This is a genomic window from Pseudomonas sp. PKS, from assembly GCF_051913525.1.
Taxonomy (GTDB): Bacteria; Pseudomonadota; Gammaproteobacteria; order Pseudomonadales; family Pseudomonadaceae; genus Aquipseudomonas; species Aquipseudomonas guariconensis_D.
In genome coordinates this window covers 227,652-240,294 of the sequence record NZ_JBEGDO010000006.1, presented here as the reverse complement: position 1 = coordinate 240,294, position 12,643 = coordinate 227,652, and the positions used below count along the sequence as shown (strand labels likewise).

16 protein-coding genes are annotated in these 12,643 nt (G+C 64.5%); 14 read left to right on the top strand and 2 right to left on the bottom strand.

Annotated elements, in window-relative coordinates:
• Window positions 1-2 precede the first annotated feature (2 nt).
• From motD to ABOA88_RS09225, 5 genes are all read left to right on the top strand, one after another.
• A complete protein-coding gene (gene motD, locus ABOA88_RS09245) occupies window positions 3-860 on the top strand; it encodes a flagellar motor protein MotD (protein WP_196168992.1) in 858 nt (285 codons plus the stop codon).
• Window positions 861-937: 77 nt separating this feature from the next.
• Complete coding sequence (locus ABOA88_RS09240; protein ID WP_196168993.1) at window positions 938-1,726, top strand: ParA family protein; 789 nt, start codon at window positions 938-940, stop codon at window positions 1,724-1,726.
• Window positions 1,726-2,604, top strand: coding sequence for a CheW domain-containing protein (locus ABOA88_RS09235; RefSeq protein ID WP_367851256.1), 879 nt, complete (start codon window positions 1,726-1,728; stop codon window positions 2,602-2,604). The genes ABOA88_RS09240 and ABOA88_RS09235 overlap by 1 nt, the downstream gene beginning before the upstream one ends.
• A 67-nt stretch (window positions 2,605-2,671) precedes the next feature.
• A complete protein-coding gene (locus tag ABOA88_RS09230; protein ID WP_003254393.1) occupies window positions 2,672-3,151 on the top strand; it encodes a chemotaxis protein CheW in 480 nt (159 codons plus the stop codon).
• Window position 3,152: 1 nt separating this feature from the next.
• Window positions 3,153-3,548, top strand: coding sequence for a DUF2802 domain-containing protein (locus ABOA88_RS09225; RefSeq protein ID WP_367851257.1), 396 nt, complete (start codon window positions 3,153-3,155; stop codon window positions 3,546-3,548).
• A gap of 94 nt (window positions 3,549-3,642) precedes the next feature.
• Here ABOA88_RS09225 and ABOA88_RS09220 read toward each other — a convergent pair whose 3' ends face one another.
• Both ABOA88_RS09220 and fliK read right to left on the bottom strand, forming a co-directional pair.
• Entirely contained in the window at window positions 3,643-3,981 is a 339-nt protein-coding gene (locus ABOA88_RS09220; RefSeq protein WP_196168995.1) for an EscU/YscU/HrcU family type III secretion system export apparatus switch protein, read from the bottom strand.
• Complete coding sequence (fliK, locus tag ABOA88_RS09215; protein ID WP_367851258.1) at window positions 3,978-5,543, bottom strand: flagellar hook-length control protein FliK; 1,566 nt, start codon at window positions 5,541-5,543, stop codon at window positions 3,978-3,980. Before fliK ends, ABOA88_RS09220 begins: the two co-directional genes overlap by 4 nt.
• Window positions 5,544-5,725: 182 nt before the next feature.
• Here fliK and ccmA point away from each other — a divergent pair, with 182 nt between their 5' ends.
• The 9 genes from ccmA to ccmI are packed head-to-tail and all read left to right on the top strand — an operon-like array spanning window position 5,726 to window position 12,639.
• On the top strand, window positions 5,726-6,358 hold the full coding sequence (gene ccmA / locus ABOA88_RS09210; RefSeq protein WP_196168997.1) for a cytochrome c biogenesis heme-transporting ATPase CcmA: 633 nt from the start codon (window positions 5,726-5,728) through the stop codon (window positions 6,356-6,358).
• A complete protein-coding gene (gene ccmB, locus ABOA88_RS09205; RefSeq protein WP_196168998.1) occupies window positions 6,355-7,023 on the top strand; it encodes a heme exporter protein CcmB in 669 nt (222 codons plus the stop codon). The genes ccmA and ccmB overlap by 4 nt, the downstream gene beginning before the upstream one ends.
• Window positions 7,024-7,069: 46 nt before the next feature.
• A complete protein-coding gene (locus ABOA88_RS09200) occupies window positions 7,070-7,834 on the top strand; it encodes a heme ABC transporter permease (protein ID WP_070577146.1) in 765 nt (254 codons plus the stop codon).
• Complete coding sequence (gene ccmD, locus ABOA88_RS09195; protein WP_196169000.1) at window positions 7,834-8,010, top strand: heme exporter protein CcmD; 177 nt, start codon at window positions 7,834-7,836, stop codon at window positions 8,008-8,010. Before ABOA88_RS09200 ends, ccmD begins: the two co-directional genes overlap by 1 nt.
• Window positions 8,007-8,462 (top strand): cytochrome c maturation protein CcmE, encoded by a 456-nt coding sequence (gene ccmE, locus ABOA88_RS09190; RefSeq protein ID WP_196169001.1) that lies wholly within the window; start codon window positions 8,007-8,009, stop codon window positions 8,460-8,462. The genes ccmD and ccmE overlap by 4 nt, the downstream gene beginning before the upstream one ends.
• An 11-nt stretch (window positions 8,463-8,473) precedes the next feature.
• The gene (locus ABOA88_RS09185) at window positions 8,474-10,447 is read left to right on the top strand and encodes a heme lyase CcmF/NrfE family subunit (protein WP_367851322.1); all 1,974 of its coding nucleotides are present in this window, start codon (window positions 8,474-8,476) and stop codon (window positions 10,445-10,447) included.
• Window positions 10,444-10,980, top strand: a complete 537-nt coding sequence (locus ABOA88_RS09180) for a DsbE family thiol:disulfide interchange protein (RefSeq protein WP_043212840.1) — start codon at window positions 10,444-10,446, stop codon at window positions 10,978-10,980. Before ABOA88_RS09185 ends, ABOA88_RS09180 begins: the two co-directional genes overlap by 4 nt.
• Entirely contained in the window at window positions 10,977-11,453 is a 477-nt protein-coding gene (locus ABOA88_RS09175; RefSeq protein WP_367851259.1) for a cytochrome c-type biogenesis protein, read from the top strand. The genes ABOA88_RS09180 and ABOA88_RS09175 overlap by 4 nt, the downstream gene beginning before the upstream one ends.
• The gene (ccmI, locus tag ABOA88_RS09170; protein ID WP_196169003.1) at window positions 11,446-12,639 is read left to right on the top strand and encodes a c-type cytochrome biogenesis protein CcmI; all 1,194 of its coding nucleotides are present in this window, start codon (window positions 11,446-11,448) and stop codon (window positions 12,637-12,639) included. The genes ABOA88_RS09175 and ccmI overlap by 8 nt, the downstream gene beginning before the upstream one ends.
• The last annotated feature ends 4 nt before the right edge of the window (window positions 12,640-12,643 follow it).

The following is a 12,643-nucleotide window of genomic DNA, read 5'->3' as shown; positions in this document are numbered from 1 at the left end:
CCATGGCTCGCCGTCGTCACACCGAGGAACACGAAAACCACGAACGCTGGCTGGTGTCGTACGCCGACTTCATCACCTTGCTGTTCGCCTTCTTCGTGGTCATGTATTCGATTTCCTCGATCAACGAGGGCAAGTACAAGGTCATCTCCCAGGCGCTGCTCGGGGTATTCAACGACGCCGAGCGCAGCATGAAGCCGATACCGATCGGCGATGAACGCCCGCTCAGCGTCAAGCCCGCCGAGCCGCTGATCAAGGACAGCGAGCAGACCGACGCGGGCCTTGCCCAGAGCAATGCCGACCCGTTGAAGACCATCAGCGATGACGTGCGCGACGCCTTTGGTGACCTGATCACATCCGACCAGATGACCGTGCGCGGGAACGAACTGTGGATCGAGATCGAGCTCAACTCCTCGCTGCTGTTCGGCAGCGGTGACGCCATGCCCAGCGACACGGCGTTCTCGATCATCGATAAGGTGGCCAACATCCTCAAGCCTTACGCCAACCCGGTGCATGTCGAAGGGTTCACTGACAACTTGCCGATCCGTACCGCTCAATACCCGACCAACTGGGAGCTGTCCTCCGCCCGGGCGGCCAGCATCGTCCGCCTGCTGGCGATGAACGGTGTGAACCCGGCGCGCATGGCTTCGGTGGGGTATGGCGAGTACCAGCCGGTGGCCAGCAACGAGACGGCCGAAGGGCGGGCGCGCAACCGTCGGGTGGTGCTGGTGATTTCCCGCAACCTCGAAGTGCGCCGCAGCCTGACCGGCTCCGGCAGCGCCAATGCCACGCCGGACGCGGCCTTGCGACGGGCTGGCACACAAACTGCACCGACAACGCCTGCACCGGCGGTTGGGGGCTGAGCCCGTCAATTGTCCGTCACTGAATTCATACCGTTCCCGGCAGGGCAGGCGGCCATTGCGGGGGGAAGCAACGCACGATGAGAGTCTGGGCAGTAGCCAATCAAAAAGGTGGCGTCGGCAAGACCACCACTACCATCGCTTTGGCCGGGTTGCTGGCCGAAGGGGGCAAGCGTGTGGTCGTCGTGGACCTCGACCCGCACGGATCGATGACCAGCTACTTCGGGCACAACCCTGATGCCCTGGAGCACAGCTGCTACGACCTGTTCTTGCACAAGGGCACGGTGCCCGAGGGCCTGCCGGGGCAATTGTTGCTGCCCACCAGCGACGAGCGTATCTCGCTGCTGCCTTCGAGCACTGCATTGGCCGTGCTCGAACGTCAGTCGCCGGGGCAGAGTGGCCTGGGCCTGGTGATCGCCAAGAGTCTGGCGCAGCTGTGGCAGGATTTCGACTTCGCCTTGATCGACAGCCCGCCGCTGCTGGGGGTGCTGATGGTCAATGCCCTGGCTGCCAGCCAGCAGTTGGTGATTCCGGTACAGACCGAGTTTCTCGCGGTCAAGGGCCTGGAGCGCATGGTCGGGACATTGGCCATGGTCAACCGCTCGCGGCGCCAGGCGCTGCCCTACCAGATCGTGCCGACTCTGTTCGACCGTCGCACCCAGGCGTCCCTGGGCACGCTCAAGGTTTTGCGTGACAGCTATGGTGAGCAGGTCTGGCAAGGCTACATCCCGGTCGACACGCGTCTGCGCGATGCCAGCCGGGCAGGGGTCACACCTTCGCAGTTCGATGGCAAGAGCCGGGGGCTGATCGCCTACCGGGCATTGCTCAAGCATCTGTTGACCTACAAACCCGCATTGCAGGTGGCCTGATGAACCCAGCACGGCAGACCACCACCAAGCCGCAGATGGCCTTGCAGTCTTACCTTGATGGCCTGTTGCAGGACGCCACCGAGGAGCTCGACGCGCCCGAGGCGCCGGTCGAAGAGGCGATCGTCGATGAATTCGCCGCCGCGGTGCGTGAGGAGCAGGCCAGGGACGCCGAGCGTCAGGCCGCCCCGGCACCGGTTGTTGCGCGACCCTTCGCCGAGCCGAGTGCAGTGACGGTGTTGCCAACGGTCCTGAAACCGATCGAGGTGGCGCCGGAGCCCGCCGTCGCCAAGGTCGAACCCGAAACTCCGGCAGTCGAGGCCCAGGCAATCGAGCCGGTGGCGCCCCTGGTGGATGTGTACCTGCCTGCCGCCAATCCACCGGTGCCACCGGCGACGGTGGACGGTCGCCCGGCCTGGGCGGCAGAGCCCTTCGAGTGCCTGCTGTTCGATGTCGCAGGACTGACCCTGGCGGTGCCGCTGGTTTGCCTGGGCTCGATCTACAGCCTGGCGGGCCAGGAGTTGACGCCGCTGTTCGGCCAGCCGGACTGGTTCCTGGGCATCCTCACTTGCCAGGCGGGCAATCTCAAGGTTCTGGATACCGCGCGCTGGGTCATGCCCGACCGCTATCGCGACGATTTCCGCCAGGGCCTGCAGTACGTGATTTCCGTTCAGGGCTATGAATGGGGGCTGGCCGTGCATCAGGTCAGCCGCTCCCTGCGCCTGGACCCGGCCGAGATCAAATGGCGCAGCCAGCGTGGCCAGCGGCCCTGGCTGGCCGGCACGGTGATCGAACACATGTGCGCCTTGCTCGATGTCGCTGAACTGGCCGAACTGATCGCCAGCGGCGCCGTCAAGCAGATGCATGCCAAACACCAATGACTGAAGGCCACAACTGCCGTGGCCAAAGCGAGCACACCGCCAATGGCGGATTTTGAGGGGTAGGGGAATGAAAAAGTCGTCTGCACAAGGTTCCGAAGATCCGATCCTGCAGTGGGTAACCTTCCGCCTGGACAATGAGTCCTATGGCATCAACGTCATGCAAGTGCAGGAAGTCCTGCGCTATACCGAGATCGCTCCGGTGCCTGGTGCGCCGAGCTACGTGCTGGGCATCATCAACCTGCGTGGCAACGTGGTCACGGTGATCGACACCCGTCAGCGTTTCGGCCTGATGCCGACCGAAGTCACCGACAACACCCGCATCGTCATCATCGAGGCGGACAAGCAAGTGGTGGGCATCCTGGTCGACAGCGTGGCCGAAGTGGTCTACCTGCGTCAGTCCGAGATCGAGACCGCGCCGAATGTCGGTAACGAAGAGTCGGCCAAGTTCATCCAGGGCGTGTGCAACAAGAACGGCGAGCTGCTGATCCTGGTCGAGTTGGACAAGATGATGACCGAGGAAGAGTGGTCCGAGCTGGAGAACATCTGAGTTGATTTTCGAGGCTGCTGTCGTTTTCCTGGCGCTGCTCTGGGCGCTGAGCCTGTGGTTCTTCCTCAACTACAGCAAACGCCAGCGTGAGCTGGCGGCCCAGCAGGCCCAGGGCGATGCGCTGAGAGACCAGCGCATCAAGGACTTGGCCAAGCGTCTGGATGACTACCAGAACGGCACGGTGCGCATGGGCGACGCGATCCATGAGTTGCGCGCAGTACTCGCGCCGTTGCCGGACAAGCTCCAGCAACTGGAGCAGCGCGACCCCAACAGCGTGACATTCACCCAGGCGGCCAAGCTGGTGGGCATGGGGGCCAGCATCGATGAGCTGACCCGCACCTGTGGCTTGACCCAGGCCGAAGCGGAACTGATGAGCAAGCTGCATCGCGGCGAGTGAAGCAGGCTTTGTCCAGGCGCGTATTCGCCAGTGTTGTGTCCCGTCAGGGCACGCAACGCTGGCGAACTGCTTTTCGCCCAGGCACAAATGGGGTTTAGGCGCGTTCGTTGGGCAAGCGCAACAGCGCAGGGGTAATGTCGCGCTCAGCGGTGGGCTGATCGTCAAAGCCTACCGGCACTTTGCCGCGTAATTGCCAGGCGAAGGCGATGATCTCGGCAATGGTCAGGTACAGCGCTTCGGGGATCTGCTCCCCCAGTTCCAGACGCGCCAGCAGGCGGACCAGTTCGGCGTTCTCATAAATCGGCACTTCATGCTCGCGGGCGATGGCGAGGATGGCCTCGGCCAGCTCGTCATCACCTTTGGCGCTGAGGGTGGGTGCCTGCTGGCCGTCGTAGGTCAGGGCGATGGCCTGGCGCGGTTGCTTGTCGGTCATGCGTTTTCGTCCACCCAACGTTGCTCCAGGCGTGTGCGTGGCCCCTGGGGCGGGATGCCTGGATGACACTCCAGTTCGCCCACATCCAGGCCGCGAGCCACCAAGCGCTCGCGCAGCGTACCCAATTGGCGTTCAATCAGTTGCGCCGTCTGCTGCTGTTCGGCCCACAGGTGGCCTGACAACCGCCCCTGGCTCAGTTGCGCCTGGACCTGCAGCGGGCCCAAGGGTGGCAGGTCGAATGCCAGCTCGATGCGCCACAGCGACTCCAGCGGATCGCGCTGGCTGCGCTGCGCATCGGCGTGCTGCTCCGGCGTCTGCTCCTGCTGCAGCTTGACCTGCAACGGCACGAACTCCTGGCCATGGCGGATGGGGATCTCGGTCTGCCAGGTGGTCTGCAGGTTGCCGTTCTCTGTGACGCCGGTCTGCTGCAGGCTGGCCAGCTGGTGGCTTTGCAGGCGTGAGATGGCGGCGGCGGCTAGGCGCAGCAATTGTTGCAGGTCGCCTTCGGCTTCCAGGCTCTGGAGCAGGCGCGAGGGCAGGGGAAAGGTGCCGGGCTGGGGCCGGGGGCTGTTCCTGTCGAGCATTCCCAGGGCGCCACGGGCGATGGCCGGAAACGCCTGGGCCAGGGTGGCGGCGGTGGCAGGGTTGCTCAACGCGCTGCTGGGCAGGTCGGGAAACGCTTGGGCCACCAGTCGTACCAGCTGTGCCTTGAGGTCCGGCACCAGGCCTGCGCCGCCACCGCCGAGCAGCTTGGCCTCAAGGAACGCGCCACTGTTGTTCAATGCCTGGGCGAGGGTCTTGGCGTCGCCGAGCTGGCGGGCCTCGGGCAGGCTGGCCAGCAGACGTTCGGCGCTGGTCTTGAGCTCGGCATTGGCGCCAGGGTCGCGGGTGATCTGCTGCAGCGCATTGAGCAGACCCGATAACGAGGCTTGGCGACTTTGCTGGGTGCCGAGCTGTTGGGCGATCGCCAACTGGTCCTGACGGCCGCTCAGCGGCACGAAGCGCAATGACTGATCGCCTTGGACCTGCGCGCTGAGCAGGCTGCCCACCGGCAGGGGGCGTGGGCTGTCGATCGTCAGGGTGGCACCGCTCTGGGCGCTGTTGAGCAGGCTGACCAGGGAGCGGAAACTCGCCGCCTCGCCAGGGGGCATGGCCAGGGCCTGGCTGGTCAGCACCTTGCCTTGCAGCAGGGTGCCGACCGGTACCTTGTCGGTGTCCAGGCGAGTGAGGGTGGCGATGGTGTTGGCGTTGGCTTGTTGCAGGAGCACCGTCAGGCGGTTGCTGTCCGTCTGGGCGACGGTCACCTGGCTGCCCTGGGGCAGGGGCTGGCTGGCGCTGGCCTGCAGTTGGGTCTGGGTGCCGTTGGCCAAGGTCAGGCGCAGCAGCAACTGGAAATCCTGGCCCACCTGGCGCAGAGAGAGCACATCGGCCCGGGCCGTCTCGCCCGGGGCCAGCAGACCGGGCTGTGATTGCAGCAGACGCAGCAGCTCGCCGGTCATCGCAGCCTTGCCCGCCTGGAGTCCGAGCGTGGATTGTGCGCCGAGACTATTGATTTCAGTCATGATTGTATACAACCTGTCGGGCCCGCCCTCTTGGCAGCGAGACGTCCCATGTAATAATGCCCGCCGTCCGCCACTGCCACTATAACGGCAATGACCGGGGCGACTTGAGACACTGGGGTTCAGCGCGGGTTCGCGCGCACTACGACGCGCGGCGCTGAACCCAACATTGATAAGGCGAAACCGTGACCCTTCATCTCCAAGCCGCGGGCCTGGCCTGCGAGCGTGACTGGCGATTGCTCTTCGAGCATCTGGACTTCCAGTTGCGGCCCGGTGACATGCTGCAGATCAGTGGCCCCAACGGCAGCGGCAAGACCAGCCTGCTGCGGTTGCTGGCCGGCCTGATGCAGCCTACCGCGGGTCAGATTCTGCTCAATGGCCAACCGTTGGCCGAGCAGCGCCATGCCCTGGCCAGCATCCTGCTGTGGATCGGCCACGCCGCCGGGATCAAAGACCTGCTCACCGCCGAAGAGAATCTCGCCTGGCTGTGCGCCCTGCATCAGCCGGCCAGTGCCCAGGCCATCTGGCAGGCGTTGGAAGCCGTGGGGCTTCGCGGATTCGAAGATGTGCCGTGCCATACCTTGTCCGCCGGCCAGCAGCGCCGTGTGGCCTTGGCGCGGCTGTATCTGGACAGCCCACCGTTGTGGATCCTCGACGAACCCTTCACCGCCCTGGACAAGCAAGGCGTGGCGCAATTGGAGGCCCACCTGGCAGCCCATTGCGAGCAAGGCGGCACGGTGGTGCTGACCACCCATCACAACCTCGAGCGCAAGCCATCGGGTTATCGCGAACTGAACCTGGGGCAGTGGGCGGCATGAGTGTATTCATCCTGTTGTTGCGCCGCGAGGCGCGTCTGTTGTGCCGCCGCCCGGCGGAGCTGGCCAACCCGTTGGTGTTCTTTGCGATAGTCGTCGCCTTGTTCCCCTTGGCGGTCGGTCCTGAGACACAATTGTTGCAAACCTTGTCGCCAGGCTTGGTCTGGGTCGCGGCACTGCTGGCCGTGTTGCTGTCGCTGGACGGGCTGTTTCGCAGCGACTTCGAGGACGGCTCGCTGGAGCAGTGGGTGCTGTCGCCGCATCCACTGGCACTGCTGGTGTTGGCCAAGGTGCTGGCACACTGGATCTTTTCCGGGCTGGCGCTGGTATTGTTGGCGCCATTGCTTGCCTTGATGCTGGGATTGCCAGCTGCCTGCCTGCCGGTGCTGCTGGGTTCGCTGCTGTTGGGAACCCCAGTGCTGAGCCTGCTGGGCGCGGTGGGCGCGGCCCTGACTGTCGGCCTCAAGCGTGGCGGCCTGCTGTTGGCATTGTTGATCCTGCCGCTGTATATCCCGGTATTGATCCTGGGCAGTGGCGCCTTGCAGGCAGCATTGCAGAATATGCCGGCGACCGGCCATCTGCTCTGGCTCGCCAGCCTGACGGCCCTGGCGGTGACACTGGCACCTTTTGCGATAGCGGCTGGCCTGAAGATCAGCGTCGGCGAATAACGAGTCCCGGGCTCCCAAGCCCGGCAAATACCGTGGATGTACCTTGATGAAGATAAGCTGGACGTGGTTCCACAAGCTGGGCTCCCCAAAATGGTTCTATGCCATCAGTGGCCGCATGCTGCCCTGGCTGAGCGGTTTCGCCATTCTCCTGCTGCTGGTCGGCGTCATCTGGGGCCTGGCCTTCGCCCCGCAGGATTACCAGCAGGGCAACAGCTTCCGGATCATCTACATCCACGTACCTGCCGCCATGCTGGCCCAGTCCTGCTATGTACTGCTGGCGGTGGCTGGCGTGGTGGGGCTGGTGTGGAAGATGAAACTGGCTGACGTGGCCGTGCAGTGCGCAGCCCCCATCGGTGCCTGGATGACGGCCGTGGCGCTGGTCACTGGGGCGATCTGGGGTAAGCCAACCTGGGGCAGTTGGTGGGTCTGGGATGCCCGGCTGACCTCCATGCTCATCCTGCTGTTCCTGTACTTCGGCATCATCGCCCTGGGCCAGGCGATCAGCAATCGTGACAGCGCGGCCAAGGCATGCGCGGTTCTGGCGATCGTCGGTGTGGTGAACATCCCGATCATCAAGTACTCGGTGGAGTGGTGGAACACCCTGCACCAAGGCGCCACCTTCACCTTGACCGAGAAGCCGGCCATGCCTTCTGAAATGTGGCTGCCGCTGTTGCTCACGGCATTGGGCTTCTACTGCTTCTTTGGTGCTGTGCTGCTGCTGCGCATGCGCCTTGAAGTGCTCAAGCGCGAGGCGCGCGCCAGTTGGGTCAAGGAGGAAGTGTTGAACAGCCTGGGTCGGAGGGCCGCGTGATGAGCTTCGCTTCCTTCAGTGATTTTCTGGCCATGGGGCACCATGGTCTGTACGTCTGGTCGGCTTACGGCATCTGCCTGGCGGTACTGGCGCTCAATGTCGCCGCACCGCTACTGGCCCGGCGCCGTTACCTGCAAGAAGAGGCGCGTCGTCTGCGCCGGGAGAACAACCAGTGAATCCTCAGCGCAAGAAACGCCTGTTCCTCATCCTGGGCCTGCTGGTCGGTGTCGCCATCGCCGTGGGCTTTGCGCTGAGCGCCCTGCAGCAGAACATCAACCTGTTCTACACTCCGACCCAGATCGCCAACGGCGAGGCGCCGCTGGACACGCGCATCCGCGCCGGCGGCATGGTCGAGAAAGGCTCGGTGCAGCGCTCCTCCGATTCGTTGGATGTGCGCTTCGTGGTCACCGACTTCAACAAGTCGGTGCCGATCACCTACCGCGGCATCCTGCCCGACCTGTTCCGTGAAGGCCAAGGCATTGTCGCCCTGGGCAAACTGAATGCCGACGGCGTGGTGGTGGCCGACGAGGTCCTGGCCAAGCACGACGAGAAATACATGCCGCCGGAGGTCACCAAGGCCCTGAAGGAAAGCGGCCAGGCCGCGACCGGCACGGAGCCCAAGCCATGAACGCGGCATTGGTGATCCCGGAGCTGGGGCAATTGTCGATGATCCTGGCGATCTGCTTCGCAGGGGTTCAGGCCAGCGTACCGCTGCTTGGCGCCTGGCGCGGCGACAGTCTGTGGATGAGCCTGGCGCGGCCTGCGGCCTGGGGGCAGTTCGCCTTCCTGGCCTTCGCCTTTGCCTGCCTGACCCACGCCTTCATGACCGACAACTTCTCGGTCGCCTACGTGGCCAGCAACTCCAACAGTGCCTTGCCCTGGTACTACAAGTTCAGTGCAGTGTGGGGCGCCCACGAAGGTTCGCTGTTGCTCTGGGCCTTGATCCTTGGCGGCTGGACCTTCGCCGTTTCGGTGTTCTCGCGCCAGTTGCCGCAAGTGATGCTGGCCCGGGTGCTCGCGGTGATGGGCATGATCAGCGTGGGCTTTCTGTCGTTCCTGATCGTCACCTCCAACCCATTCGAGCGCTTGCTGCCGCAGGTGCCCACGGACGGACGCGACCTCAACCCGTTGTTGCAGGACTTCGGCCTGATTGTTCACCCGCCGATGCTGTACATGGGCTACGTAGGCTTCTCGGTGGCCTTCGCCTTCGCCATCGCCGCACTGCTCGGCGGCCGCCTGGACGCGGCCTGGGCGCGCTGGTCGCGGCCTTGGACCATCGTCGCCTGGGCCTTCCTGGGCGTGGGGATCACCCTGGGCTCCTGGTGGGCCTACTACGAGTTGGGCTGGGGCGGCTGGTGGTTCTGGGATCCGGTGGAAAACGCTTCGTTCATGCCATGGTTGGTGGGCACGGCGCTGATCCACTCGCTGGCCGTCACCGAAAAGCGCGGGGTGTTCAAGAGCTGGACGGTACTGTTGGCCATCGCCGCGTTCTCGCTCAGCCTGCTGGGTACCTTCCTGGTGCGCTCCGGGGTGCTGACCTCGGTGCATGCCTTCGCCGCCGACCCTTCGCGCGGTGTATTCATCCTTATCTTCCTGCTCTTCGTGGTAGGTGGGTCGCTGGCCCTGTTCGCGTTTCGAGCGCCTGTGGTCAAGAGCCAGGTGGGCTTTGCCCTGTGGTCGCGGGAAACCCTGCTGCTGGCCAACAACCTGGTGTTGGTCGTGGCCGCCTCGATGATTCTGCTCGGTACGCTCTACCCTCTGGTGCTTGACGCCTTGACCGGCGCCAAGCTCTCGGTCGGCCCGCCTTACTTCGATGCCTTGTTCCTGCCGCTGATGGCATTGCTGATGGTGGTGTTGGGCATCGGCGTGGTGGTGCGTTGGAAAGACACTCCCGGCACGTGGCTGGTAGGCATGATGACCCCGGTGCTGATCGGCAGCGCCATCCTGGCACCGGTCGCGGGCTGGATCGTCGACGATTTCGAATGGCCTGCCCTGAGCGCCTTCGCCCTGGCCGCCTGGGTGGTGCTTGCCGGTGTTCGCGACATTCTCGACAAGACCCGCCACAAGGGCCTGGCCAAAGGGCTGCGTGGCCTGTCGCGCAGCTACTGGGGCATGCAGCTGGCGCACCTGGGCCTGGCGGTTTGCGCCTTGGGCGTGGTGCTGGCAAGCAGTAACAGCGCGGAGCGCGACCTGCGCATGGCCCCCGGCGAAAGCGTGGAACTGGGTGGCTATCACTTCCTGTTCGAGGGGGCCAAGCACTTCGAAGGGCCGAACTTCATTTCCGACAAGGGCACTGTCCGGGTGAGCCGTGATGGCCGCGAGGTGACCGTGCTGCATCCGGAGAAGCGCCTGTATACGGTGCAGCAATCGATGATGACCGAGGCCGGTATCGATGCCGGTTTCACCCGCGATTTGTATGTCGCCCTCGGCGAGCCCCTGGACAACGGGGCCTGGGCGGTGCGGGTGCATATCAAGCCTTATGTCCGCTGGATCTGGCTGGGCGGTCTGCTGACCGCGCTGGGCGGATTCCTGGCGGCTCTCGACCGACGCTATCGCGTCAAGGTCAAGGCCCGGGTGCGTGATGTCCTGGGCATGTCTGGAGCGACTGCATGAAGCGTTGGATCATGGTGTTGCCACTGGCGGTGTTCCTGCTGGTGGCGGTCTTTCTCTACAAGGGGCTGTTCCTCAAGCCCGACGAACTGCCTTCGGCGATGATCGGCAAGCCCTTCCCGGCGTTCTCCCTGGCTTCGGTGCAGGGCGATCGTACGCTGACCCCCGCGGACCTGCAGGGGCGCCCAGCGCTGGTCAACGTCTGGGCGACCTGGTGCCCCTCGTGCAAGGTCGAGCACCCGTACCTGAACCAGTTGGCCGAGCAGGGCGTGGTGATCCACGGCGTCAACTACAAGGACGACAATGCCGCCGCGCTGAAGTGGCTGGCGGATTTCCACAACCCCTACCAGTTGAACATCCGTGACGAGCAGGGCAGCCTCGGTCTGGACCTGGGCGTGTATGGCGCCCCGGAAACCTTCCTGATCGATGCCAAGGGCATCATCCGCTACAAGCATGTGGGCGTGGTCGATGCCACCGTGTGGCGCGAGCAACTGGCGCCGCTGTACCAGGGGCTGGTCGATGAGGCCCAGCCATGAAGCGCTGGCTTGCTGCTGCCGTACTGGGGTTGAGCCTGACGGGCGTGGCCAAGGCTGCCATCGATACTTATCAGTTTCGTGATGACGCCGAACGTGAGCGTTACCAACAGCTGACCAAGGAACTGCGCTGCCCCAAGTGCCAGAACCAGGATATCGCCGATTCCAATGCACCGATTGCCGCCGACCTTCGCCGAGAAATCTTCCGCATGCTCGGCGAAGGCAAGAGCAACCAGCAGATCGTCGACTTCATGGTCGACCGCTACGGTGATTTCGTGCGCTACAAACCAGCGCTCACCGGGCGTACCTGGCTGCTCTGGTTCGGCCCGGGGATTCTCCTGGTCGGTGGTTTCGTGGTGCTGGCGTTGATCGTGCGTCGTCGCCGCAATCCTGTGGCAAACCCCTGCGCGCAGCTGTCCGCCGAAGAACGCGAGCGTCTCGCCAAACTGCTGGATAAAGAACAGACCCATGACTGAATTCTGGCTTAGCGCGGGCCTGCTGTTGCTCGCGGCCCTGGCTTTTCTGCTGATCCCGATCCTGCGTGGCCGTCGTCGGCAGCAGGAGGAAGACCGTACGGCCCTCAACGTCGCCTTGTACCAGGAGCGTGTGGCAGAATTGGCTGCCCAGCAGCAAGCCGGTGTACTCGACAACGAGCAGTTGGCCAAGGGCCGCGATGAGGCGGCCCGTGAGCTGTTGGCCGACACCGAGGGTGCCGAGGCGCCACGCCAGGGCCATCTGGGCAAGGCCTTGCCGCTGCTTGCGGCGGTGCTGGTGCCGGCTCTGGGGCTGGGCCTCTATTTGCATTTCGGCGCGGCGGACAAGGTCGAGCTGACCCAGGAGTTCGCCCAGGCGCCGCAATCGATGGAAGAAATGACCGCGCGCCTGGAGCGCGCCGTGCAAGCCCAGCCGGACTCGGCCGAAGGTCTGTACTACCTCGCTCGCGCCTACATGGCCGAGCAGCGTCCCGCCGATGCGGCCCGTACCTTCGAGCGTGCCGTGACGCTCGCAGGGCGACAGCCCGAGCTGCTCGGGCAGTGGGCGCAGGCCCTGTACTTTGCCGCCAACAAGCAATGGAGCCCGCAGGTACAGGCCCTGACCGACGAAGCACTCAAGGCAGACCCCAAGGAAGTCACCAGCCTTGGACTGCGTGGCATCGCGGCGTTCGAGGGCGAGCGCTATCAGGAGGCGATCGATTACTGGCAGCGTCTGTTGGCCCAGCTGCCCGAAGGCGACGCGTCGCGCGCAGCCTTGCAGGGCGGTATCGACCGCGCCGCCGAACGCCTCAAGGCGGCAGGGGGAACCCCGGCTGCAGCGCCTGAGGCTGCACGCCTGAAGGTGCGGGTGGCACTGGCGGACGCGCTCAAGGACAAGGTCAAGCCAGACGACACGGTGTTCATCTTCGCCCGGGCCAGCAATGGCCCGCCCATGCCGTTGGCCGCCAAGCGCGTGACGGTTGCCCAGTTGCCAGTGGAAGTGGAGCTTTCCGACGCGGATGCGATGATGCCGCAGATGAAACTGTCGGACTTCCCACAAGTCCAACTCGTTGCCCGTGTCTCGCGTGCAGGTCAGCCGACCCGGGGCGAGTGGATCGGGCAGAGCTCACCGCTGCCTACCCGTACCCAGGGCACGCAACAACTGACCATCGACAGTCCAGATCCTTAAGAGA

What these genes read in the sequence shown, in the direction of transcription:
- motD (WP_196168992.1), top strand. Translation starts at nt 3, where the DNA reads ATGGCTCGCCGTCGTCACACCGAGGAACACGAAAACCACGAACGCTGG.
- ccmD (WP_196169000.1), top strand. Translation starts at nt 7,834, where the DNA reads ATGAGCTTCGCTTCCTTCAGTGATTTTCTGGCCATGGGGCACCATGGT.
- ABOA88_RS09230 (WP_003254393.1), top strand. Translation starts at nt 2,672, where the DNA reads ATGAAAAAGTCGTCTGCACAAGGTTCCGAAGATCCGATCCTGCAGTGG.
- ccmB (WP_196168998.1), top strand. Translation starts at nt 6,355, where the DNA reads ATGAGTGTATTCATCCTGTTGTTGCGCCGCGAGGCGCGTCTGTTGTGC.
- ABOA88_RS09235 (WP_367851256.1), top strand. Translation starts at nt 1,726, where the DNA reads ATGAACCCAGCACGGCAGACCACCACCAAGCCGCAGATGGCCTTGCAG.
- ABOA88_RS09175 (WP_367851259.1), top strand. Translation starts at nt 10,977, where the DNA reads ATGAAGCGCTGGCTTGCTGCTGCCGTACTGGGGTTGAGCCTGACGGGC.
- ABOA88_RS09200 (WP_070577146.1), top strand. Translation starts at nt 7,070, where the DNA reads ATGAAGATAAGCTGGACGTGGTTCCACAAGCTGGGCTCCCCAAAATGG.
- fliK (WP_367851258.1), bottom strand. Translation starts at nt 5,543, where the DNA reads ATGACTGAAATCAATAGTCTCGGCGCACAATCCACGCTCGGACTCCAG.
- ABOA88_RS09220 (WP_196168995.1), bottom strand. Translation starts at nt 3,981, where the DNA reads ATGACCGACAAGCAACCGCGCCAGGCCATCGCCCTGACCTACGACGGC.
- ABOA88_RS09240 (WP_196168993.1), top strand. Translation starts at nt 938, where the DNA reads ATGAGAGTCTGGGCAGTAGCCAATCAAAAAGGTGGCGTCGGCAAGACC.
- ccmI (WP_196169003.1), top strand. Translation starts at nt 11,446, where the DNA reads ATGACTGAATTCTGGCTTAGCGCGGGCCTGCTGTTGCTCGCGGCCCTG.
- ABOA88_RS09180 (WP_043212840.1), top strand. Translation starts at nt 10,444, where the DNA reads ATGAAGCGTTGGATCATGGTGTTGCCACTGGCGGTGTTCCTGCTGGTG.